General features: G+C 40.3%; 21 protein-coding genes and 2 pseudogenes. All 23 read left to right on the forward strand.

All coding sequences use genetic code 11. The features are described from left to right. The first annotated feature begins 18 nt into the window (after positions 1-18). The 23 genes and pseudogenes from rpoC (at position 19) to HMPREF2634_RS04550 (ending at position 24,618) form a co-directional block, all read left to right on the forward strand. Complete coding sequence (rpoC, locus tag HMPREF2634_RS04440) at positions 19-3,657, forward strand: DNA-directed RNA polymerase subunit beta' (RefSeq protein ID WP_021001229.1); 3,639 nt, start codon at positions 19-21, stop codon at positions 3,655-3,657. Positions 3,658-3,804: 147 nt separating this feature from the next. Further along, entirely contained in the window at positions 3,805-5,004 is a 1,200-nt protein-coding gene (pgk, locus tag HMPREF2634_RS04445) for a phosphoglycerate kinase (protein ID WP_021001230.1), read from the forward strand. A 514-nt stretch (positions 5,005-5,518) separates the two neighbouring features. Beyond that, positions 5,519-6,049: an FUSC family protein gene (locus HMPREF2634_RS04450; RefSeq protein ID WP_003032280.1), complete on the forward strand. Its 531-nt coding sequence runs from the start codon at positions 5,519-5,521 to the stop codon at positions 6,047-6,049. Positions 6,050-6,125: 76 nt separating this feature from the next. Then, positions 6,126-6,485 carry a MerR family transcriptional regulator gene (locus HMPREF2634_RS04455; protein ID WP_003028467.1) on the forward strand — a complete coding sequence of 120 codons (360 nt, stop codon included), beginning with the start codon at positions 6,126-6,128 and terminating at the stop codon, positions 6,483-6,485. A gap of 38 nt (positions 6,486-6,523) precedes the next feature. Continuing rightward, positions 6,524-7,870 carry a type I glutamate--ammonia ligase gene (gene glnA, locus HMPREF2634_RS04460; RefSeq protein ID WP_003027006.1) on the forward strand — a complete coding sequence of 449 codons (1,347 nt, stop codon included), beginning with the start codon at positions 6,524-6,526 and terminating at the stop codon, positions 7,868-7,870. A 188-nt stretch (positions 7,871-8,058) separates the two neighbouring features. Then, positions 8,059-8,424 carry a DUF1033 family protein gene (locus HMPREF2634_RS04465; protein ID WP_003027003.1) on the forward strand — a complete coding sequence of 122 codons (366 nt, stop codon included), beginning with the start codon at positions 8,059-8,061 and terminating at the stop codon, positions 8,422-8,424. A 69-nt stretch (positions 8,425-8,493) separates the two neighbouring features. Then, positions 8,494-9,435 carry a competence type IV pilus ATPase ComGA gene (comGA, locus tag HMPREF2634_RS04470; RefSeq protein ID WP_003027001.1) on the forward strand — a complete coding sequence of 314 codons (942 nt, stop codon included), beginning with the start codon at positions 8,494-8,496 and terminating at the stop codon, positions 9,433-9,435. Beyond that, positions 9,377-10,399 (forward strand): competence type IV pilus assembly protein ComGB, encoded by a 1,023-nt coding sequence (gene comGB / locus HMPREF2634_RS04475; protein ID WP_041783985.1) that lies wholly within the window; start codon positions 9,377-9,379, stop codon positions 10,397-10,399. The genes comGA and comGB overlap by 59 nt, the downstream gene beginning before the upstream one ends. Beyond that, positions 10,396-10,713: a competence type IV pilus major pilin ComGC gene (comGC, locus tag HMPREF2634_RS04480; protein ID WP_003028473.1), complete on the forward strand. Its 318-nt coding sequence runs from the start codon at positions 10,396-10,398 to the stop codon at positions 10,711-10,713. The genes comGB and comGC overlap by 4 nt, the downstream gene beginning before the upstream one ends. Further along, a complete protein-coding gene (gene comGD / locus HMPREF2634_RS04485; protein ID WP_021001232.1) occupies positions 10,673-11,101 on the forward strand; it encodes a competence type IV pilus minor pilin ComGD in 429 nt (142 codons plus the stop codon). The genes comGC and comGD overlap by 41 nt, the downstream gene beginning before the upstream one ends. Then, positions 11,073-11,366, forward strand: a complete 294-nt coding sequence (gene comGE / locus HMPREF2634_RS04490; RefSeq protein ID WP_021001233.1) for a competence type IV pilus minor pilin ComGE — start codon at positions 11,073-11,075, stop codon at positions 11,364-11,366. Before comGD ends, comGE begins: the two co-directional genes overlap by 29 nt. Beyond that, positions 11,350-11,787: a competence type IV pilus minor pilin ComGF gene (gene comGF, locus HMPREF2634_RS04495; RefSeq protein WP_041783987.1), complete on the forward strand. Its 438-nt coding sequence runs from the start codon at positions 11,350-11,352 to the stop codon at positions 11,785-11,787. Before comGE ends, comGF begins: the two co-directional genes overlap by 17 nt. Then, a complete protein-coding gene (gene comGG, locus HMPREF2634_RS04500) occupies positions 11,768-12,094 on the forward strand; it encodes a competence type IV pilus minor pilin ComGG (RefSeq protein WP_021001234.1) in 327 nt (108 codons plus the stop codon). The genes comGF and comGG overlap by 20 nt, the downstream gene beginning before the upstream one ends. Positions 12,095-12,165: 71 nt before the next feature. Continuing rightward, entirely contained in the window at positions 12,166-13,119 is a 954-nt protein-coding gene (locus tag HMPREF2634_RS04505) for a class I SAM-dependent methyltransferase (RefSeq protein ID WP_021001235.1), read from the forward strand. Between the two features lie 46 nt (positions 13,120-13,165). Beyond that, a complete protein-coding gene (locus tag HMPREF2634_RS04510; RefSeq protein WP_021001236.1) occupies positions 13,166-14,365 on the forward strand; it encodes an acetate kinase in 1,200 nt (399 codons plus the stop codon). Positions 14,366-14,716: 351 nt separating this feature from the next. Continuing rightward, on the forward strand, positions 14,717-16,531 hold the full coding sequence (glmS, locus tag HMPREF2634_RS04515) for a glutamine--fructose-6-phosphate transaminase (isomerizing) (RefSeq protein ID WP_003026983.1): 1,815 nt from the start codon (positions 14,717-14,719) through the stop codon (positions 16,529-16,531). Positions 16,532-16,874: 343 nt separating this feature from the next. Next, positions 16,875-19,007, forward strand: a complete 2,133-nt coding sequence (locus HMPREF2634_RS04520) for an ATP-dependent Clp protease ATP-binding subunit (protein WP_003026981.1) — start codon at positions 16,875-16,877, stop codon at positions 19,005-19,007. A 40-nt stretch (positions 19,008-19,047) separates the two neighbouring features. Continuing rightward, positions 19,048-19,602 (forward strand): annotated as a pseudogene (gene ulaG, locus HMPREF2634_RS04525) (L-ascorbate 6-phosphate lactonase); the annotation flags it as partial. Positions 19,603-19,712: 110 nt separating this feature from the next. Then, entirely contained in the window at positions 19,713-21,689 is a 1,977-nt protein-coding gene (tkt, locus tag HMPREF2634_RS04530) for a transketolase (RefSeq protein ID WP_070836355.1), read from the forward strand. A gap of 95 nt (positions 21,690-21,784) precedes the next feature. Continuing rightward, a pseudogene (locus tag HMPREF2634_RS04535) lies at positions 21,785-22,272 on the forward strand (prolyl-tRNA synthetase associated domain-containing protein). A 102-nt stretch (positions 22,273-22,374) separates the two neighbouring features. Next, on the forward strand, positions 22,375-22,713 hold the full coding sequence (gene yajC / locus HMPREF2634_RS04540; RefSeq protein ID WP_003026971.1) for a preprotein translocase subunit YajC: 339 nt from the start codon (positions 22,375-22,377) through the stop codon (positions 22,711-22,713). Between the two features lie 343 nt (positions 22,714-23,056). Further along, positions 23,057-23,806 carry an isoprenyl transferase gene (locus HMPREF2634_RS04545; RefSeq protein WP_021001238.1) on the forward strand — a complete coding sequence of 250 codons (750 nt, stop codon included), beginning with the start codon at positions 23,057-23,059 and terminating at the stop codon, positions 23,804-23,806. Between the two features lie 8 nt (positions 23,807-23,814). After that, complete coding sequence (locus tag HMPREF2634_RS04550) at positions 23,815-24,618, forward strand: phosphatidate cytidylyltransferase (protein ID WP_003026966.1); 804 nt, start codon at positions 23,815-23,817, stop codon at positions 24,616-24,618. The last annotated feature ends 68 nt before the right edge of the window (positions 24,619-24,686 follow it).

The following is a 24,686-nucleotide window of genomic DNA, read 5'->3' on the forward strand; positions in this document are numbered from 1 at the left end:
AAAGAAAGGTAAGAAATAGTGGTTGATGTAAATCGTTTTCAAAGTATGCAAATCACCCTAGCTTCTCCTAGTAAAGTCCGCTCTTGGTCTTATGGAGAAGTGAAGAAACCTGAAACAATTAACTACCGCACACTAAAACCAGAACGCGAAGGACTTTTTGATGAAGTCATCTTTGGTCCTACGAAAGACTGGGAATGTGCATGTGGAAAATATAAACGGATTCGCTATAAAGGAATCATTTGTGATCGTTGTGGTGTTGAAGTAACTCGTACCAAAGTTCGTCGTGAACGTATGGGACATATTGAGTTGAAAGCACCTGTCTCTCATATTTGGTATTTTAAAGGAATCCCAAGCCGAATGGGCTTGACCTTGGACATGAGCCCTCGTGCTCTTGAAGAAGTCATCTATTTTGCAGCTTATGTGGTGATTGATCCAAAAGATACGCCACTTGAGCATAAATCCATTATGACAGAGCGGGAATATCGTGAACGCTTACGAGAATATGGTCAAGGTTCCTTTGTTGCAAAAATGGGTGCTGAAGCAATTCAAGATCTCTTGAAACAAGTAGATTTGGAAAAAGAAATTGCAGAGCTCAAAGATGAATTAAAAACGGCAACTGGTCAAAAACGTGTCAAGGCTATTCGTCGTTTGGATGTTTTAGATGCCTTCCAAAAATCTGGTAACAAGCCAGAATGGATGGTCTTAAACATCTTGCCAGTTATTCCGCCAGACTTACGTCCAATGCTTCAGTTGGACGGTGGACGTTTTGCCTCTTCTGACCTCAATGATCTCTACCGTCGTGTTATCAATCGGAATAATCGTTTGGCACGTCTTTTGGAACTAAATGCTCCTGGAATCATCGTGCAAAATGAAAAGCGGATGTTGCAAGAAGCGGTTGATGCTTTGATTGACAATGGTCGTCGTGGTCGTCCTATTACTGGACCAGGAAGCCGTCCGCTCAAATCATTGAGCCACATGCTCAAAGGGAAACAAGGACGTTTTCGTCAAAACTTGCTCGGAAAACGGGTTGACTTCTCAGGACGTTCGGTTATTGCGGTAGGTCCGACACTCAAGATGTACCAATGTGGTGTGCCACGTGAAATGGCTATTGAACTCTTCAAACCATTTGTCATGCGTGAAATTGTCGCGCGTGATATTGTGCAAAATGTCAAAGCTGCTAAACGCTTGGTGGAACGGAATGATGAACGCATCTGGGATATTTTAGAAGATGTGATTAAAGAACACCCAGTGCTCCTTAACCGCGCACCGACACTTCACAGATTAGGGATTCAGGCTTTTGAGCCAGTCTTGATTGACGGGAAGGCTCTTCGTTTGCACCCACTTGTGTGTGAGGCTTATAATGCCGACTTTGACGGAGACCAAATGGCTATCCATGTGCCCTTGTCAGAAGAAGCTCAAGCAGAAGCACGGATTCTCATGCTGGCAGCCGAACACATCCTCAATCCAAAAGACGGTAAGCCAGTAGTAACCCCTTCACAAGATATGGTCTTGGGGAACTACTACCTGACTATGGAAGAAGCTGGTCGTGAAGGAGAAGGAATGGTCTTTAAAGACCGTGATGAAGCTGTAATGGCTCTCCGTAATGGCTATGTTCACTTACATACGCGTGTTGGGATTGCAACGGATAGTTTAAACAAACCATGGACAGAAAATCAAAAACACAAGATCCTCTTGACAACAGTGGGTAAGATTCTTTTTAATGATATCATGCCAGATGAATTGCCATATTTGCAAGAGCCAAATGCTTCAAACATGGCAGAAGGTGTGCCAGCTAAGTATTTCTTAGAATCTGGTCAAGATGTCAAAGAAGCTATCAGTAAGCTAGAATTAAATGTACCATTCAAGAAGAAAAATCTTGGAAATATCATTGCTGAAATCTTCAAACGTTTCCGTACAACTGAAACATCTGCTTTCCTTGACCGTCTGAAGGATCTCGGCTATCATCATTCAACGTTAGCAGGCTTGACAGTAGGGATTGCTGATATTCCGGTCGTTGAAGATAAGGCAGAAATTATCGAAGAGTCTCACAAACGTGTGGAACAAATCACCAAACAATTCCGCCGTGGTATGATTACAGACGATGAACGCTACAATGCAGTTACTGCTGAATGGCGTGCAGCTCGTGAAAAATTGGAAAAACGTTTGGTTGCCAACCAAGATTCTAAGAACCCAATCGTTATGATGATGGACTCTGGAGCCCGTGGTAACATTTCTAACTTCTCACAACTTGCTGGTATGCGTGGTTTGATGGCCGCTCCTAATGGCCGCATCATGGAATTGCCTATTCTATCTAACTTCCGTGAAGGTTTGTCTGTTTTGGAAATGTTCTTCTCTACTCACGGTGCTCGTAAAGGGATGACTGATACAGCCCTTAAAACAGCTGACTCAGGTTATCTGACTCGCCGTTTGGTTGATGTGGCGCAAGATGTGATTATCCGTGAAGATGACTGTGGAACCGATCGTGGTCTTGTTATCCGCTCAATTACTGATGGTAAAGAAATGATTGAGCCATTAGAAGAACGCTTGATTGGTCGTTATACGAAGAAATCTGTTAAACATCCTGAAACAGGCGAAGTCATCGTTGGTCCAGACGTATTGATTACAGAAGATATGGCGCATGAGATTGTTAGCGCTGGTGTCGAAGAAGTCACTATTCGCTCTGTCTTTACATGTAATACACGTCATGGAGTTTGCCGTCGTTGTTACGGTATCAACTTGGCAACGGGTGATGCGGTTGAAGTCGGTGAGGCAGTCGGAACGATTGCTGCCCAATCTATCGGTGAACCTGGTACACAGCTTACAATGCGTACTTTCCACACGGGTGGTGTTGCCTCTAATACCGATATCACACAAGGTCTTCCTCGTGTCCAAGAAATCTTTGAAGCCCGCAATCCGAAAGGGGAAGCAGTTATTACTGAAGTTAAAGGCGAAGTGACTGCAATTGAAGAAGATGCTTCTACTCGGACTAAGAAAGTCTTTGTCAAGGGTGCAACCGGTGAAGGAGAATACGTTGTACCATTTACAGCTCGTATGAAAGTGGCTGTAGGTGACCAAGTTTCTCGCGGGGCAGCATTAACAGAAGGTTCTATCCAACCGAAACATTTATTGGCTGTTCGTGATGTCTTGTCTGTTGAGACTTACCTGCTAGCTGAAGTGCAAAAAGTTTACCGCAGTCAAGGGGTAGAAATCGGTGACAAGCATATTGAAGTAATGGTTCGCCAAATGATTCGTAAGGTGCGCATCATGGATCCGGGAGATACTGATCTTCTTATGGGCACACTCATGGATATTACAGACTTTACCGATGCTAACCGAGATGTAGTTATCTCAGGCGGTGTTCCTGCGACTGCTCGCCCAGTCCTCATGGGAATTACTAAAGCATCTCTTGAAACAAATAGTTTCTTGTCAGCTGCTTCCTTCCAAGAAACCACTCGTGTCCTCACAGACGCGGCTATCCGTGGTAAGAAAGACCACTTGCTTGGTCTCAAGGAAAATGTTATCATTGGTAAAATCATCCCAGCTGGTACAGGTATGGCTCGTTACCGTAACCTTGAACCGCAAGCTGTCAATGAAGTCGAAATTATCGAAGATACAACCGTAACAGAACCTGTGGAAGAAACTACTCCAGTAGAATAATAAAGAGTCGAGCCTTCTCGGCTCTTTCGTATTTAGATTTCATATTTTAGTCAAATTATTTTGTGAAAACTTTCTTTATATCAAGAAAACTTTTAGAAAATATGATATAATAGTTTCGTATAAAATAGAAAAAGGAGTTTTTGTAACATGGCAAAACTTACTGTTAAAGACGTTGAATTGAAAGGCAAAAAAGTCCTTGTTCGCGTTGATTTCAATGTGCCGCTTAAAGACGGAGTTATCACAAACGACAACCGTATCTCAGCTGCTCTTCCAACAATCAAGTATATCCTTGAACATGGTGGACGTGCTATTCTTTTCTCTCACCTTGGACGTGTGAAAGAAGAAGCTGATAAAGAAGGAAAATCTCTTGCACCAGTTGCGGCTGATTTAGCTAAAAAATTAGGTCAAGATGTTGCTTTCCTTCCAGGAGTAACTCGTGGAGCAGAGCTTGAAGCAGCTATCAATGCCCTTAAAGACGGTGAAGTTCTTCTTGTTGAAAACACTCGTTTTGAAGATGTTGACGGCAAGAAAGAATCTAAAAACGATCCAGAACTTGGTAAATATTGGGCAAGCCTTGGAGACGGTATCTTTGTAAATGATGCATTTGGTACAGCTCACCGTGCTCACGCATCTAACGTAGGTATCTCAGCAAACGTTGAGAAAGCAGTTGCAGGTTTCCTTCTTGAAAACGAAATTGCTTATATCAAAGAAGCTGTTGAAAATCCAGTTCGTCCATTCGTAGCAATCCTTGGTGGTTCTAAAGTATCAGACAAGATTGGTGTTATCGAAAATCTTCTTGAAAAAGCTGATAAAGTGCTTATCGGTGGTGGTATGACGTATACTTTCTACAAAGCACAAGGTATCGAAATCGGTAACTCACTTGTAGAAGAAGATAAGTTGGAGGTTGCAAAAGCTCTGCTTGAAAAAGCAAACGGTAAATTGATTTTGCCAGTTGACTCGAAAGAAGCAAATGCTTTTGCGGACTACACTGAAGTGAAAGATACTGACGGTGAAGCAGTAGATCCTGGCTTCCTTGGTTTGGATATCGGTCCTAAATCAATCGCTAAATTTGACCAAGAATTAACTGGTGCGAAAACAGTTGTTTGGAATGGTCCAATGGGTGTCTTTGAAAATCCTGACTTCCAAGCTGGTACAATCGGTGTCATGGATGCTATCGTGAAACAACCAGGCGTGAAATCTATTATCGGTGGTGGTGACTCAGCAGCGGCAGCTATCAACCTTGGTCGTGCAGACAAATTCTCATGGATTTCTACAGGCGGAGGCGCAAGCATGGAGCTTCTTGAAGGTAAAGTATTGCCAGGATTGGCTGCTCTTACAGAAAAATAAGGCGGTCAGTCAGAGATCTATGATTTCGTTGAGTCTCATTTCTGATTTTTAGGGGACAACTTCAACTCATCCACTGGAAGAGTTGAACCCTGCAAGGTTGAATAGGTTGGTCACGAGCTTAGCGAAGTGAACTGCCATTCAGCTATTGCGCTATAAGTAGATGAAAAGAGCTAGATGTCAGCTCTTTTCTAGTGCACACGCTAGATTTTCTGCGAAACGAAGTGAGCTAAGAAAATCAGTGGAGGTAAAGATAAAGTACTGCCAGCTCTTGCAGCACTTACGGAACAATAATTCTAAAGGAGACTGGAACAAAAAATTTCCAGTCTCAAATTTATGTAATCATAAATGATGACTGCAGTAGCTGATTGCTCACAGCAGTACTTGAAGGTTGCAGTTAGGATTTGTGGCACAAGCTTCAACCTTTTAGAATGAAAAGAAATTGTTTTCATTTCTTGTAATCATTATTATCTTTTCTCTAAAATATGTTAGAATAAAGGTAAAAGGAAATGCGTGAATGGGTTATTTTAAAAAGTATAAGTTTGATAAGTCGAAATTTAAATTAGGAATGCGAACCTTTAAAACGGGGGTCGCGGTTTTTATTGTTCTTCTTATCTTTGGGCTTTTTGGTTGGAAAGGATTGCAGATTGGTGCTCTGACAGCTGTTTTCAGTTTGCGTGAAGATTTTGATAAGAGCGTCCATTTTGGAACCTCTCGTATTTTAGGAAATAGTATTGGTGGTTTGTATGCCTTGCTCTTCTTTCTCATCAATAACCTGTTTCATGAGCAGTTTTGGGTGACCTTACTGGTCGTTCCTATTTGTACGATGTTAACGATTATGACAAATGTTGCTATGAACAACAAAGCGGGAGTGATTGGTGGTGTTTCTGCCATGCTGATTATTACTTTATCTATTCCAACAGGAGAGACGGTTTTATATGTATTTGCACGTGTCTTTGAGACTTTCATGGGGGTTTTCGTTGCCATGCTGGTCAATTCTGATGTGGATCGCTTGCGGAAAGTATTGAAATTAAAAAACGAAGAATAATGTCAGAAAATATAACATGGGTTCTTGACATAGAAATTTTTTCAGATTATAATAGAGCATAAGAAAGGAATTTGCAATGAAGGAAAAAGAATTTCGTCGCAATATGGCTGTTTTTCCCATTGGTAGCGTTATGAAATTGACGGATTTGACAGCACGTCAGATTCGTTATTATGAAGATCAAGAATTGATCAAGCCTGATCGAAATGAAGGAAATCGCCGCATGTATTCATTAAATGATATGGATCGCTTGTTGGAGATTAAAGATTACATTTCAGAAGGTTACAATATTGCTGCGATTAAGCGAAAATATGCCGAGCGCGAAGCGAAATACAAGAAGCCGGTGAGTGAGAAAGACGTTCGTCGAGCCCTTCATAAAGACATTTTACAACAAGGTCGCTTTGCTTCTTCCCTTCCACCATTTGGTCGTATGCATTGACCAATATCAATTTTTTTAAATTTCATAAGGAGATACTCATGCCAATTACAGTAGCTGACATTCGTCGCGAAGTGAAAGAAAAAAATGTTACCTTTATCCGTTTGATGTTTTCAGACGTTCTGGGAACGATGAAAAACGTTGAAATTCCAGCGACAGATGAACAGCTGAATAAAGTTTTATCCAACAAAGTGATGTTCGATGGTTCTTCTATCGAAGGTTTTGTGCGTATCAATGAGTCAGATATGTACCTGTATCCCGACTTGGATACATGGACTGTTTTCCCTTGGGGAGACGAAAATGGAAGTGTCGCAGGATTGATTTGTGATGTCTATACGACGGAAGGAACGCCTTTTAAAGGGGATCCGCGTGGAAATTTGAAACGCGCTTTACGTCACATGGAAGAATTAGGATTCAAATCCTTTAATTTAGGTCCTGAGCCAGAATTTTTCTTATTTAAACTTGATGAGAATGGTGATCCAACTCTTGAGGTAAATGATAAGGGTGGCTATTTTGACCTTGCTCCGACTGACCTGGCTGACAATACTCGCCGTGAAATCGTTAATGTCCTTACAACAATGGGATTTGAAGTAGAAGCCAGTCACCATGAGGTAGCTATCGGTCAGCACGAAATTGACTTTAAATACGATGAAGTTCTCCGTGCCTGTGATAAGATTCAGTTGTTTAAGCTGGTTGTTAAGACAATTGCCCGCAAGCATGGTTTGTACGCTACTTTTATGGCAAAACCAAAATTTGGTATTGCTGGTTCAGGTATGCACTGTAACATGTCGCTCTTTAATCAAGACGGTCAGAATGCTTTCTTTGATCCAGAAGATCCAAATGGCATGCAATTATCAAAAACTGCTTATTATTTCCTTGGTGGTCTGATTAAGCATGCTTACAATTATACAGCTATCATGAACCCGACTGTCAACTCTTATAAACGTTTGGTTCCGGGTTATGAAGCTCCTGTGTATATTGCTTGGGCAGGACGGAATCGTTCTCCACTTGTTCGCGTGCCAGCTTCACGCGGTATGGGAACACGTTTGGAATTGCGTTCTGTTGACCCAATGGCTAATCCTTATATTGCTATGGCTGTTCTTCTTGAAGTTGGACTTCATGGGATTGAAAATAAAATTGAAGCACCTGCTCCGATTGAAGAAAATATCTATGTCATGACAGCAGAAGAGCGCAAAGAAGCGGGTATTACAGACCTTCCTTCTACTCTACATAATGCGGTGAAAGCACTGACAGAAGATGAAGTTGTAAAAGCTGCACTTGGGAACCATATTTATACAAGTTTTGTAGAAGCAAAACGCATCGAATGGGCAAGCTATGCCACTTTTGTTTCCCAATGGGAAGTAGATAACTATCTTGATTTGTATTAATAAATTGGGAGCGAGGCTTAGAAAAAGTCTCGTTTTCTTATCTGATGAATGAAAAACGACTAATCAGAATAATGACACTTTTTTCTACAGTTTTGAGCAAATGGCGAAAAAACTTGTATAATGGAGCATATTTATTGAAAATTATGACATTTTCGGTATAATAAACAGAACAAAGGGAGGTGAAGCAGGTGTATCGTGTTATTGAAATGTATGGCAAAGATGAACCGTGGTGGTTTTTCGATGGCTGGGAAGCTAATATCGTATCAGTACAGCATTTTGATAACTATTATGCTGCTTTAAAATATTATAAACTCCAATGGCTGAAGTTGGCAGATGCTTTTCCTTTCTACAAAAGTCGAAGTGATTTGATGTCTATTTTTTGGGATGCAGGAGATTTGCGTTGGTGCGAGGAATGTGGCGACTCTGTTCAGCAGTATCATTCTCTCGCTCTGTTAGAAAATGATACTGTTATTCCCAAAGAAAAAATGCAGCCGGGTTACAATAAACAAAATAGTGAAGAGGAACATCGTGCCTGCTCTCTAACATTTAAATAATTTGCAAAATGGTGATTTTTTCACCATTTTTTATTTTCTTCTGCGAATAGTATAAAGTGAGGAGGAGATATGGTTCAAAACATTGCACAGGCTATTATTTGCCAAGCTAAAAAAGAGCAGGCTCAGGACATTTATTTTGTTCCAAGGGAAAATATGTATGAGCTATACATGCGAATTGGAGATGAACGGCGCTTTATCCAACAGTATGCATTTGAAGAGATGGCAGCAGTAATTAGTCATTTTAAGTTTACCGCTGGGATGAATGTCGGCGAAAAACGTAGAAGCCAGTTAGGATCTTGTGATTATCAATATGGTGATAAGAAAACGTCATTACGACTGTCAACAGTAGGGGATTATCGTGGATACGAAAGTCTGGTGATTCGTTTATTGCATGATGAAGAGGCAGAGTTGAAGTTTTGGTTTGCTCAAATCCCAGAGTTAAAAGAACGCTTCAAACAACGAGGGCTTTATCTTTTTTCGGGACCGGTAGGAAGTGGTAAAACTACTCTCATGCACCAGTTGGCTCAAGAGCGTTTTGCCGATCAGCAAATCATGTCAATTGAAGATCCGGTTGAAATCAAACAAGCAGGGATGTTACAGCTGCAGCTGAACGAAGCGATTGGTTTAACTTATGAAAGTTTGATTAAACTTTCTCTTCGGCATCGACCAGATTTATTGATTATCGGAGAGATTCGTGATGCGGAGACAGCAAGGGCAGTTGTTCGAGCTAGCTTAACGGGAGTGACTGTTTTTTCAACTATTCATGCTAAAAGCGTACGAGGTGTCTATGAACGGTTGCTGGAGTTGGGAGTGACAGAAGCAGAGCTGAAAATTGTTTTGCAAGGAATTTGCTACCAACGGTTAATTGCGAAAGGAGGAATAGTGGATTTTGTCAGTGAAAGGTATCAAGAGCATGAGCCAAGTGACTGGAATAAGCAGATTGATCAGCTTTATGCAGCAGGACATGTCACTTTTGAGCAGGCAGAAACGGAAAAAATTATCCATAGTTAGGCAGAAAAAAGTCGTAGAGTTGCTGAATAATCTTTTTTCTAGCGGCTTTCATTTAGCAGAAATGATTGATTTTTTGAAGCGGAGTGCCCTCCTAGAAAAAACCTATGTGGAAAAGATGAAAGAGGGTTTAGCAACAGGAAAACCTTTTTCAGAAATTATGGCTAGTTTAGGATTTTCAGATAGTGTTGTCACTCAGCTTTCACTGGCAGAGCTACATGGGAATCTCTCACTCAGCCTGACTAAGATTGAGGAATACTTGGAAAATGTCTCAAAAGTCAAGAAAAAGTTAATTGAGGTAGCCACTTATCCATTCATTTTACTTATTTTTTTAGTATTCATTATGTTAGGGCTGCGCAATTATTTACTTCCGCAGTTAGAACGCCAAAATAGTGCAACGCAGCTGATTAGTCAGTTGCCGCAAATTTTTCTGGGTTCACTAGTAGTAGTCCTTGTTTTGTTAGCGATAGGTTTTTATTGGTTTAGAAAAAGCTCAAAAATAGTAGTGTTTAGCTTCTTGGCTCGACTTCCTTTTTGTGGAACTTTTATTCAAACCTATTTGACAGCTTATTATGCGAGAGAATGGGGGAATATGATTGGTCAAGGTTTAGAACTTAGTCAGATTTTTCAAATGATGCAAGGGCAACGCTCTGCTATGTTTCAAGAAATTGGAAAAGATTTAGAAATTGCGTTGCAAAATGGTCAGGAATTTTCACAAGTAGTGAAATATTATCCGTTTTTTAAAAAGGAATTGGGCTTGATAATTGAATACGGTGAAGTGAAATCCAAATTGGGGTGTGAATTAGAAGTTTATGCCCAAAAAACATGGGAGACATTTTTTAAACGTGTTCATCAAGCGATGAATGTCATTCAACCACTAGTGTTTGTCTTTGTGGCTCTAATGATTGTATTGTTGTATGCAGCCATGTTGCTGCCAATTTATCAAAATATGGAGGTTCAATTATGAAAAAATTAAAAAGTTTGAAGGTTAAAGGTTTTACTTTAGTAGAAATGTTAGTCGTACTTCTTATCATCAGTGTTTTGATGCTCTTATTTGTACCGAATTTGACCAAGCAAAAAGAAGCTGTAACGGAAAAAGGAAATGCAGCGGTGGTAAAAGTTGTGGAAAGCCAAGCGGAGCTGTTTGAGGTCAATCACACCAATGAAAAAGCGACACTCTCAAAATTAGTCAACGAAGGCACGATTACAGACAAGCAGGCAGCATCTTATAAGGCTTACTATGCGAAACATACAAAAGAAGCTCGTTCTGTTGCAGATTAAGGGATTTACGCTTTTGGAAAGTTTGCTGACATTATTTATAACGAGTTTCTTATTGCTTGCGGTGTCGGGCTCTGTTCGTTCTTCTTTTGAACAGGTGGAAGAGAAGATTTTCTTTCTGGAGTTTGAGCATTTTTATCGGGAAAGTCAGAAGTTGAGTAGTTCAGCTCAAATTCAGTTGGACATGAATTTTTCTCGCGAGAGGATTTCCAATGGTTACAACCATTTGGCGGTTCCTCGCTCGATTCAAGCGCCAGAAGATTTGACGCTTCATTTTGATAAGGCTGGAGGCAATTCATCGCTCGGAAAGATTGTCTTTCAGACAAAAAAGCAGACAATTACGTATCAATTATATCTAGGAAATGGGAAATTTAAGAAAACAACACGTTAAAGGAACGATTTTATTAGAGGCGCTGCTGGCTTTGGCTGTTTTTGCGACAATTGTGACCCTGTTGTTGGGACAAATTCACCAGTCTCGAAAAGCAGAAAATGACTTGCTTAGAGAAGAAGAAGTTTTAAGGGTAGCTAAAATGGCTTTGCAAACAAAGCAAAGTCATCTGACAATGAACGGTATTGAAGTGCGTGTTGAAACAAGTCAACAAGGTATTCAGATTTATCATGGGAAGGAGCTGATTCTCGGTGTTCAAGGCAAATAAAGTGAAAGCTTTTACCCTTTTAGAGGCTCTGATTGCCCTCTTTGTCATTAGTGGAAGTGTGTTGCTGTTTCAATCTATGACGCGCCTTCTAGCTTCTGAAGTCCAAGCTCGTCAACACAGTGAACAACGAGAATGGCTTTTGTTTGCAGATCAACTAGAAGCAGAGTTGGCTCGTTCTTCATTTGAAAAGGTGGAGAATAATCGTTTATATATGAAACAGGACGGCAAGGTGATTGCATTTGGAAAGTCAAGTGGACAGGATTTCAGAAAAACCAATGCGAATGGGAAAGGTTACCAGCCGATGGTTTATGATGTAAAAAAAGCAGAAATCTCACAGAAAAATGAGCTGATTCATGTTAGACTGACGTTTAGGCGAGGATTGGAAAGGGAGTTTGTCTATCGTGTGGAAACAGAAAGTTAAAGCGGGCATTATGCTCTATGCACTCTTTATGGCGGCAGTTTTTAGCTTGCTTTTGCAATTTTACCTTCATCGGCAAACTGCTAATCATAGGAATTTCACCCTAAACCGAGAACGAATACAGGCTTATGCAATGGCTCTTCTAGCTAACGAAAATTCTAAGCAAAGGGAATTTGATAAAGGGTATGTCCGAGACCAAAAGAGTGAGAAAGAGCTCATCCTGACAGTAACAATGAAGACTGGTCGCCGTTATCAATTTTCTTTTCCAGCTGAAAAAGAAAAGCAGATGGATAAAAGATTGAATAAATAAATGGTGTGCATGTAACAGAGTACACTCGCAAAAAAAACTAAATTTTGGTATGATAGGGAGCGGAGGATACTATGAATTTTGAAAAAATTGAACAGGCTTATACGCTCTTGTTAGAAAATGTCCAAGAAATCCAAAATGATCTTTTAACGAGCTTTTATGATGCTTTGATAGAGCAAAATGGCAGCTATTTGGACGGGGATATCGAACTAGATAGTGTTCGGCAGAACAATGAAAAACTGAAAGCGTTGAAATTAAGTAAAGAAGAATGGCGTCGAGCCTACCAATTTTTGCTGATGAAAGCAGCTCAAACAGAGCCTTTGCAAGCCAATCATCAATTTACTCCAGATTCTATCGGGTTTATCTTAACTTTTCTCATTGACCAATTGAGTAAAAAAGAACACATTGATATTTTGGAAATTGGTAGCGGAATGGGGAATTTAGCAGAGACCATTCTCAATAATACAAAGAAAAATGTGGATTATCTAGGACTGGAATTGGACGATCTGCTAATTGATATATCAGCCAGTATCGCAGATGTGATGGATGCAAAAGTTAGTTTTGTGCAAGGTGATGCAGTGCGTCCGCAAGTATTGAAAGAAAGCGATGTGATTATCAGTGATTTACCAGTTGGCTTTTATCCTGATGATAACATTGCGATGCGCTATGAAGTGGCTAGTAGACAGGAGCATACTTATGCTCATCATTTGTTAATGGAACAATCGCTCAAGTATCTCAAATCGGATGGTTATGCTATTTTCCTTGCACCGAATGATTTATTGACTAGTTCGCAAAGTGATTTATTGAAGAAATGGCTACAAAAGCATGCACAAATAGTTGCAATGATTGCGTTACCAGAGTCTCTTTTTGGAAATGCAGCATACGCTAAAACAATTTTTGTACTGAAAAAGCAAGATGAACAAGCTATCCAACCATTTGTTTATGCTTTATCTGATTTGCAGAATCAAGCGGATTTATTGACATTTAGCGAAAAGTTTCAAAATTGGAGCCAAGAAAGTGAAATTTAAACAAGTTTTTGATATAATAAATGAAAACGCTTAAAAGAGGTAATTTATGTCAAAAACAATTTCAATCAATGCTGGAAGTTCAAGTCTAAAATGGCAATTATACGAAATGCCAGCTGAAAAGGTTATTGCCAAAGGGCTGATTGAACGGATTGGTCTCAAGGACTCCATTTCAACAGTAAAATTTGATAGTCGTGCAGAAAAGCAAATTTTAGATATTGATGATCATACGCAAGCTGTAAAAATTTTGTTAGATGACTTGATGCGCTTTGGTATTATCAAATCCTATGAAGAAATCACAGGTGTTGGACATCGTGTCGTTGCAGGTGGTGAATACTTTAAAGAATCTGCACTTGTTGATAGCGAAGAAGTGATTCAAAAAGTAGAAGAATTAGCGCTTCTTGCACCACTTCATAACAAAGCAAATGCAGCAGGAATTCGTGCCTTTAAAGAATTGTTGCCAGACATTACAAGTGTCGTTGTGTTTGATACGTCTTTCCATACAACAATGCCAGAAAAAGCCTATCGTTATCCATTACCGACTAAGTACTATACGGAGAACAAGGTTCGCAAATATGGCGCTCATGGTACAAGTCATCAGTATGTTGCCAAGGAAGCCGCCAAAACGCTTGGTAAGCCACTTGAAGAGTTGAAGCTAATTACTTGTCATATTGGGAATGGCGCTTCTATTACAGCGGTTGATAAAGGAATTTCTGTAGATACTTCAATGGGCTTTACTCCGCTAGGTGGCGTGATGATGGGAACTCGCACAGGGGATATTGACCCGGCTATCATTCCTTATTTGATAGAGCATACAGAAGATTTTAATACACCAGAAGACATCAATTATATTTTAAACAAACAGTCTGGGCTTCTAGGAGTATCTGAAACATCAAGTGATATGCGCGACATTATTGCAGGAATGCATGAAGGCAATCATAATTGTAAACTGGCTTTTGACATTTTTGTTGATCGCATTCAAAAACATATCGGTCAATATTTTGCTGTTTTAAATGGTGCGGATGCGATTATTTTTACAGCTGGCATCGGAGAAAATTCTGATGAGGTGCGCGAAGCTGTTATTTCAGGTCTATCTTGGTTTGGTTGTGATATTTTACCGGGAAAAAATGTACGTGGAGCTGAAGGTATCATCTCAAGTGATGCTGCTAAGGTGAAAGTACTTGTTATTCCTACAGATGAAGAATTAGTCATTGCACGTGATGTTGAGCGATTCAAAAACCAAAAATAAAACTTGGAATTTACAAGTCATAATATTTTAGAAGAGGCTGGGGTAATCCAGTCTTTTTCATTTCTAGTTAGCAAAAATATTGATGAAGTGATTGCCTAATGTTCCTGAAATATAATATGTGAATAAAGATGTCTGAATCAACCGTACAGGTAGGAGAATGAGCTGTTTAAAAGTCTTTTGATTTCCTCTATACTTTCTTTTTGAACTATACCAATTTTCTTGTTGACAAATTCATAATAAAATTATATACTGACTTCGCTTGTTTTGGATAGTTATGATTAGACTATACCAATTTATAAAACGAAGGAGGAGATAGTAGACTTCTGAAAGTTGTTTGCTATAAATAATAGTATGTGTGGAATCGTTGGAGTTGTTGGAAATCGAAATGCAACAGATATTTTAATGCAAGGTCTAGAAAAATTAGAATACCGGGGTTATGATTCGGCTGGGATTTTTGTGACTAATGGGAAAACATCTAGTTTGGTGAAATCAGTTGGTCGCATAGCTGATCTTCGTGCAAAAATCGGGATTGACGTGGCTGGAACTGCTGGTATTGGACATACACGCTGGGCAACGCATGGAAAACCAAGCGAAAGCAATGCGCATCCGCATACTTCTCAAACGGGACGCTTTGTTTTGGTGCATAATGGTGTGATTGAAAATTATCTAGACATCAAGAACACTTATCTTGCTGGACATGACTTGAAAGGTCAAACGGATACAGAAATTGCGGTTCACTTGATTGGAAAATTTGTTGAGGAAGAGAATTTATCAGTTCTTGAAGCATTCAAAAAGGCTCTTCATATTATCGAAGGCTCTTATGCCTTTGCTTTGATGGATGCAGAAGATGCAGATACAGTTTATGTTGCCAAAAATAAATCCCCTCTTTTGGTTGGCTTAGGAGAAGGCTACAATATGGTCTGCTCGGATGCTATGGCAATGATCCGTGAAACAAGTGAATTTATGGAAATTCACGACAAAGAATTGGTTATTGTGACAAAAGACGGTGTCCAAGTGCAAGATTATGATGGCAATCCTGTTGAGCGTGAAAGTTATACAGCAGAGCTTGATTTGTCTGACATTGGTAAAGGCACTTATCCTTACTACATGTTGAAGGAAATTGATGAGCAACCAACCGTGATGCGTAAACTCATCCAAGCCTATACGGATGAGAATGAGCAAATTTCAGTAGATCCAGCTATTATCAAAGCTGTTCAAGAAGCCGATCGCTTGTATATTTTGGCGGCTGGAACTTCTTATCATGCTGGTTTTGCGACCAAGCGCATGCTGGAAGAATTGACAGACACACCGGTTGAATTGGGGATTTCTTCTGAATGGGGCTACAGATGGCCATTGCTTAGCAAGAAACCAATGTTTATCTTGATCAGCCAATCTGGCGAAACAGCCGACAGCCGTCAGGTTTTGGTCAAAGCTAATGCTATGGGAATTCCAAGTTTGACGGTGACCAATGTACCGGGTTCAACTTTGTCTCGTGAAGCGACTCACACGATGTTACTTCATGCAGGGCCAGAGATTGCAGTTGCTTCTACAAAAGCCTACACAGCACAAATTGCGACTCTAGCATTCCTTGCGAAAGCAGTTGGCGATGCCAATGGCAATGAAAAAGCAAAGCAGTTTGATTTAGTGCATGAATTATCCATTGTGGCGCAAGCCATTGAGGCTACGCTATCTGAAAAAGACAGTATTGACGAAAAAGTGCGTGATCTGCTCGCTACAACACGCAATGCTTTCTATATTGGTCGAGGGCAAGACTATTATGTTGCCATGGAAGCCAGCTTGAAATTAAAAGAAATTTCCTATATCCAGTGTGAAGGATTTGCTGCGGGAGAGTTAAAACATGGAACGATTTCCTTGATTGAAGACGGTACGCCAGTAATCGCCTTAATTTCGTCCGATGAGCAATTGGCCAGTCATACTCGTGGGAATGTATCAGAAGTGGTGGCGCGTGGTGCAAATGTCTTGACCGTTGTAGAAGAAAATGTAGCAAAAGAAGGAGACGATATTGTTTTAATGTCTGTTCATCCATATTTATCACCAATTTCTATGGTCGTGCCAACACAGTTGATTGCTTATTTTGCAACTTTGCATCGTGGACTTGACGTAGATAAACCACGGAATTTAGCTAAGTCTGTGACAGTTGAATAATACCTATGAAGAATCATCAAGTGTTGACTTGGTGATTTTTTGTTCCATTGAGATAAAGTAGAAGTCTGATTTTAAAAAATTATGTAAAATATAAAATTTTAAACTAGAAAGACTAATATTAAAGCAATTTTAAAAAATAAAAACGCAAAAATTATGTAAATTTTTTCTAAAAATCTATTGACTTTTTTGTTGTTGTAGTATATAATTACATTTGTAAACGGGAAGAAAGTCCGTTACACTCGCTCAAACAAGATGAAATTATTAGCTGTGTTCAGTTAAAAGGATTTCATCTCTATTTTGGGAGAGGATTAAAATTATGTAAAATAACAAATGAGGTACAGATATGAATAACAACTACAACAACTTTGATAATATGGATAATCTTTTCAATCAATTGATGGGAAGAATGGGCGGTTTTAATAGTGAAAATCGGCGTTATCTCATCAATGGACGTGAAGTAACACCAGAAGAATTTGCACAATACCGAGCAACGGGGAAACTGCCGAAACAAGCAGTAGAAAATCAAAATCCGCAAATGCAGGGACAAACAGGTGCTCCAAAACAAGATGGCATTTTAGCAAAATTGGGTCGCAATTTGACAGAAGAAGCGCGGCAAGATATGTTAGATCCCGTTATTGGGCGCAATAAGGAAATTCAAGAAACAGCTGAAATTCTGTCTCGTCGGACGAAGAATAATCCAGTGCTAGTCGGAGATGCTGGGGTTGGTAAGACCGCAGTTGTCGAAGGTTTGGCACAAGCGATTGTCAACGGCGATGTCCCTGCTGCTATTAAAAATAAGGAAATTATTTCTGTAGATATTTCTGGATTAGAAGCAGGTACGCAATATCGCGGTAGCTTTGAAGAAAATATTCAAAATTTGGTGTCTGAAGTGAAAGAAGCCGGCAATGTCATTCTCTTCTTTGATGAAATTCATCAAATCCTTGGTGCTGGAAGCACAGGTGGAGACAGCGGCTCTAAAGGTTTGGCAGACATTTTGAAACCAGCTCTTTCTCGCGGGGATTTAACTGTGATTGGTGCGACGACGCAAGATGAATACCGCAATACCATTTTGAAAAATGCGGCTTTGGCTCGCCGTTTCAATGAAGTAAAAGTAAATGCTCCGTCTGCAGAGGATACTTATAAGATTTTGCAAGGAATTCGTGATTTGTACGAAAAACACCACAATGTTATCTTGCCAGATGAAGTGTTAAAAGCGGCTGTGGATTATTCGATTCAATATATTCCGCAACGCAGTTTGCCAGATAAAGCAATTGACCTAGTGGATGTGACAGCGGCTCACTTAGCAGCTCAACACCCCGTTACAGATGTGCATGCAGTAGAACGTGAAATCGCAGAGCAAAAGGCCAAACAAGAAGCTGCTGTTGAAAAAGAAGATTTTGAAACGGCTTTGAATGCCAAGATGCGCATTGAAGAGCTGGAAAAGAAAATTGAAAATCATACGGAAGATATGAAAGTGACAGCGACTGTCAATGATGTGGCAGAGTCTGTAGAACGCATGACGGGTATTCCTGTTTCTCAAATGGGCAGCAGCGATATTGAGCGCTTGAAAGAGATGAATGCGCGCTTAAAGACCAAAGTCATTGGACAAAATGAAGCGGTTGAAGCGGTGGCACGTGCTATTCGGAGAAATCGTGCAGGTTTTGATGAAGGCAATCGTCCAATTGGTAGCTTCCTCTTTGTCGGACCAACTGGGGTCGGAAAAACAGAACTAGCAAAACAATTAGCGCTTGATATGTTCGGTACAAAAGACGCGATTATTCGTTTGGATATGTCTGAATACTCTGACCGCACGGCTGTGTCGAAGTTGATTGGTACAACAGCTGGCTATGTGGGCTACGACGACAATAGCAATACATTGACAGAACGTGTTCGTCGCAATCCATACTCGATCATTTTGCTGGACGAAATCGAAAAAGCTGATCCGCAAGTCATCACGCTGTTATTGCAAGTCTTGGACGATGGACGTTTGACAGACGGTCAAGGAAATACTGTCAACTTTAAGAATACAGTTATTATTGCTACTTCTAACGCAGGATTTGGCTATGAAAGCTTTACTGGTGATGAGGAAAAGGATATGAAAATTATGGATCGGTTGAAACCATACTTCCGTCCAGAATTCTTGAACCGGTTCAATGCGGTTATTGAATTCTCACACCTTGGTAAGGAAGACTTGGCTGAAATTGTAGAATTGATGCTGGATGAAGTCAACCAAACGCTTGCTAAGAAAGACATCACTCTGACGGTAACAGATGCCGCAAAAGCTTATCTAGCAGAAGAAGGTTACGATGAAGTCATGGGTGTTCGTCCGCTTCGCCGTGTGATTGAACAACAAATCCGTGACAAAGTAACAGATTATCATCTGGATCATTTGGATGTGAAACATCTCTTAGCTGACCTGAAAGATGGTGAATTAGTCATTGAGGAAGCAACAGATGATTCAGCTACAAAAGCATAATTTTCCAGAGAAGTGGGCAGTTTCCTATGATTGTAGAACAGCTGTGGAATCCTTTGACCGGACCTGCTTAGTGACACTTCCAGTTGACGGTGCGGATGCTCGAGACGGTGAGCTGAAAGGGCTTGCTGTAACTGACGAAGAAATGGCGCGTAAGGCAGTTAACTACGTCTTTGAAACACCGGGCGGTACGATTTATCATGGTGCAGATTCGCACTTCTCAAATTATTTTGCCAAACACGGAAAAGATTTCAAGATTGATGTGGCTATTAATAACTATGGTGATAACCCAATCGGTATTCAAGATAAGATGACTTCGATTGATTTGCTTCGTATGGCTGAAAATCTGCGTGCCAAAGTTATTATTCCAGTTCATTATGATATTTGGTCTAACTTCATGGCTTCGACAGATGAGATTCTTGCCCTCTGGAAAATGCGCAAAGAGCGCTTGCAATACCAATTCCATCCATTCATTTGGGAAGTCGGTGGTAAATATACCTATCCGCAAGACAAAGACAGGATTGAATATCATCACCCACGTGGCTTTGATGATTGCTTTGAGCATGATTCAAACATTCAATTCAAGGTTTTACTATAAAAAATTAAGTGGGAATTATCCGTATACATTGCGATATGCGGATAATTTTCATATAATGATAGTGTAGAATAATTGCTACTGAAAGGGTAGTATTATAAAAGGAGAATTCAATGTCAAATTTATCTGTCAATGCCATTCGTTTTTTGGGAATTGATGCTATTGAAAAATCAAAATCTGGGCATCCAGGTGTTGTCATGGGTGCAGCACCGATGGCTTATGACTTGTTTACCAAGCAAATGCGTGTGAATCCAGAAGTACCAAATTGGTTCAATCGTGACCGTTTTATCTTGTCAGCAGGTCATGGGTCTATGTTGCTCTATGCACTTCTTCACTTGTCTGGTTTTCAAGATGTCACAATGGACGAAATCAAGAACTTCCGTCAATGGGGTTCTAAGACGCCTGGACATCCAGAATTTGGACACACGGCTGGTGTAGATGCGACCACTGGTCCACTTGGTCAAGGAATTTCTATGGCAACTGGTTTTGCGCAAGCAGAACGTTTCCTAGCTGCTAAGTATAACCGTGAAGGCTATACGATCTTTGACCACTATACGTATGTCATCTGTGGTGACGGGGACTTAATGGAAGGTGTGTCTGCTGAAGCAGCTTCTTATGCTGGACTGCAAAAGCTAGATAAGCTCATCGTTCTCTATGATTCAAACGACATCAATTTGGACGGAGAAACGAAAGATTCCTTTACAGAAAGTGTTCGTGACCGTTACAATGCTTACGGTTGGCACACAGCTTTGGTTAAAGACGGAACAGACTTGGAAGCGATCAATGCAGCGATTGAAGCCGCAAAAGTTTCTGGCAAACCTTCCTTGATTGAAGTCAAAACGGTCATTGGCTATGGCTCGCCAAATAAACAGGGAACCAATGCTGTTCATGGAGCTCCTCTTGGTGCAGAAGAAGCAGCCGCTACTCGCAAAGCTCTTGCTTGGGATTACGCACCATTTGAAATTCCAGAAGAAGTCTACGAAGATTATCGGGTTAATGTTGCAGAACGCGGCAAAGCTGCCTATGATGTTTGGGAAAAACTCGTTGAAGAATACAAACAAGCCTATCCTGACTTAGCTGATGAAGTTGCTGCCATTATTGCTGGAAAAGATCCAGTTGAGATCAAACCAGAAGATTTCCCAGTAAAAGAAACAGGTCTTTCACAAGCTACTCGTAATTCTAGCCAAGATGCTTTGAATGCTGCCGCAAAAGTTCTCCCAACTTTCCTTGGTGGCTCTGCTGACCTCGCTCATTCTAATATGACTTACATCAAAGAAGATGGCTTGCAAGATGATGCCCACCGTCTTAACCGCAATATTCAATTCGGTGTGCGTGAATTTGCTATGGGTACTATTTTGAATGGTATGGCACTTCACGGAGGACTTCGTGTTTATGGCGGTACGTTCTTTGTCTTCTCAGACTATGTTAAAGCGGCTGTTCGCTTATCAGCCCTTCAAGGCTTACCTGTGACTTATGTCTTTACGCATGACTCAATTGCAGTTGGTGAGGATGGTCCAACTCATGAACCAATTGAGCACTTAGCAGGTCTTCGTGCAATTCCAAACCTTAATGTCTTGCGCCCAGCAGATGCACGTGAAACACAGGCTGCTTGGTACTTGGCACTCAAGAGTCAAACAACTCCAACAGCTTTGGTTCTCACACGTCAAAACTTGACAATTGAAGCTGGAACTGACTTTGACAAGGTGGCGAAAGGAGCTTATGTTGTATATGAAACAGCAAATGGTTTTGATACAATTCTTCTGGCATCTGGTTCTGAAGTTAACTTAGCTGTTGCAACTGCTAAAGAGTTGGAAGTACAAGGAGAAAAGGTTCGTGTTGTCAGCGTACCGTCAACAGACATCTTTGATGCACAAGACGCTGCTTACAAAGAAGAAATTTTACCAAATGCAGTTCGTCGCCGTGTTGCTATCGAAATGGCTGCAACCCAGTCTTGGTACAAATATGTCGGACTTGACGGAGCTGTTATCGGTATTGACAAATTCGGTGCTTCTGCCCCAGCTGCTAAGGTAATGGAAGAATATGGCTTCACCGTTGCTCATGTTGTAGAAGTTGTGAAAAATTTGAAATAGTAACTATCAAGAAGAACCGAGGCTTGCTTTGCTTCGGTTTTTCTAACTAGAAATGCTATAATGAAAATAGGAAATTTTATCTCGGAGGTGTGAAGATGACAAAGGAAAGTATGATTTATCAGCTGTTGGATGAATTGAAAATTTCTTATAATCGTCTGGATCATGAACCAATTTCTTCCGTTATTGAGGCAGCTGAAAAAGGAATTGTCTTACCGGGGCAACAGGTCAAAAATCTCTTTTTGAAAAATAAAAAGGGACGTCAATTTTATTTGGTCATTTTGCGGGACGAAAAAACGGCAGATATCAAGCATTTGGCAGAAATCCTTGATGAAAAACGATTATCATTTGCCAATGATAAGGAGCTGGAGGAGCTTTTACAGGTAGAGCCAGGTGCGGTTACACCCTTTGGGCTGCTTTTTGATAAGGAAAAGAAAGTCCAGCTGATTGTGGACGGGAGGTTGATCCGAACTTGACCGTGGGTTTTCATCCTTTTGTCAATACAACAACGCTCAATATCGCTTATGCTGACTTTTTACGCTTTTTGGAAAAAGCAGAGCATACTGTCAAAAGAATTCGCTGCTAGTCAGGTTTAAGGAGGAATCCTTTTAGAAATTTCAGCCCTTCCTTGTAAATTCTTTAGGAATCTGCTATAGTAGATAATATATGAAATCTAAAGGAGACTAAAATGGGTAACGGTTTTTCAATTTTAATCATGTTGGTTGTGATGATGGGCTTGATGTTCTTCATGCAACGTTCTCAAAAGAAACAAGCAGACAAACGGATGGAAAGCTTGAACAAACTACAAAAAGGATATGAAGTCATTACGATTGGTGGCTTGTATGGTACGGTTGATGAAGTCGATACTGAAAAGAAAACAGTTGTCCTTGATGTAGACGGTGTTTACTTGACATTTGAATTAACAGCTATCAAGACCGTATTACCTCTCACAGAGGGAATCACAGCAGTTGCTGGTGCAGACGGAAGTGTTGATATGTCAGAAGATACAGCTATTGAAGAAGAATAGTAGTGTTTTAAGCTAGAAAAAGGGATTGGAGTTTCTCCAGTTCTTTTTATTTTTGTTTGAAAGGTTTCTTTTACAACTTTTAAGAATAATTCTTTTACTACTTTGACGTTGTCAATTAGCTATTTTGACGCCCAAGCTAACCAAGTAATAAATATTCCCTTAGCAGAATAGGAATTTAAAAAAGATAAAGCATTTAATTTTTATCGTAAAATAATGTGAAAAAGAAGTTGGAGCTAAAATTTTTATGTTTCGGCTTCTTTTTTATCTGAAATTTAGCATAAATCCCATTTTTAGAGGATTTATGATATAATGAAATGTAAAACTTTATTAGGAAAACAAGCAGATGTTTAGTTTTAAGAAAAAAGAAAAAATTGAAGTTCCGTTACAAATACCAAAACATATCGGTATTATTATGGACGGGAATGGTCGTTGGGCTAAAAAGAGAATGCAGCCGCGCGTTTTCGGACACAAGTCTGGAATGGAAGCTTTGCAAAACGTTACCATTGCAGCTAAAGAGTTGGGTGTCCAAGTATTGACGGTTTACGCTTTCTCCACAGAAAATTGGTCGCGTCCTGAAAAAGAAGTCAGCTTTATCATGAACTTGCCGGTTGAATTTTACGACCGTTATGTGCCTGAGTTGCATAGAAATAACGTAAAAATTCAAATGATTGGGGATACGGAGCGGCTGCCTAAGGCAACGTATGATGCGCTTTGCAAAGCAGAAGAATTAACGCGGCTCAACACAGGCTTGATTCTGAATTTTGCCTTGAATTATGGTGGTCGTGCTGAGATTGTTCAGGCGGTTAAAATGATTGCTCAAGATGTGTTAGACGCCAAGTTCAGTCCGGGCGAGATTGATGAAGAGATAATTGCCAATTATCTACAAACCAGCAGTCTACCTCGATTATTGCGCGATCCGGATTTGGTCATTCGAACGAGCGGAGAATTGCGTTTGAGTAATTTCTTACCTTGGCAAAGTGCATATAGTGAGCTGTATTTTACAGACATTTTATGGCCGGATTTTGATGAGAAAGCTTTGAAAGCAGCTATTGAAGAATATAGTAAACGAAATCGTCGATTTGGCGGTGTGTAGGAGAATTTATGGATAAGGATTTACAAAGACGTGTTATTTTTGGCGGAGTGGCACTTGCTATCTTCATTCCAGTTTTGATGATAGGAGGCGCTCTTCTGCAAATTGGAATGGGGCTTCTAGCCATGTTGGGTGTTCATGAATTGCTGCAAATGAAAGGGCTGAGAAGTACCACACTAGAAGGTGTCTTAGCCATGTTAGCAGGTTTTGTGCTGACGATTCCACTCGAAAACTATTTGAAATTTTTGCCGGTAGATGGAAATGTTGTGGCCTATAGTTTAGTTGTTTTTCTTCTATTAGGCTCAACTGTTCTAGGGAAAAATTACAGTTTTGAAGATGCGGCTTATCCAATCGCTGCGAGTTTTTACGTGGGAATTGGCTTCAATGCTTTGCTAGATGCACGGGTAGCTGGTTTTGACAAAGTGCTCTTAGCCTTGTTTATCGTCTGGGCAACGGATAGCGGAGCTTACTTGGTCGGACGGAGATATGGCGTACGTCGCTTAGCTCCTCATGTTTCACCAAATAAAACTGTTGAGGGCAGCCTAGGAGGCATTGCTTCAGCAGTCCTTGTAACATTTATTTTTATGTTGTTTGATAGAAACGTTGCCGCACCTCATCATATGTTTGTCATGCTTCTTTCCACAGTATTCTTTAGTATTGCAGGACAGTTTGGGGATTTGGTAGAAAGTGCGATTAAGCGCCATTTTGGAGTCAAAGATTCTGGTAAATTTATACCCGGACATGGTGGTGTGTTAGATCGTTTTGACAGCATGCTGTTTGTCTTTCCCTTGATGCATTTCTTTGGATTGTTCTAATGAGAATGGTAAAATGAAGTGGGACAGACTAACGTGATTGTTTTGTAATCACTCACAGAAAAATGAAA

It is taken from the genome of Streptococcus sp. HMSC034B03, assembly GCF_001838575.1.
Taxonomy (GTDB): Bacteria; Bacillota; Bacilli; order Lactobacillales; family Streptococcaceae; genus Streptococcus; species Streptococcus anginosus.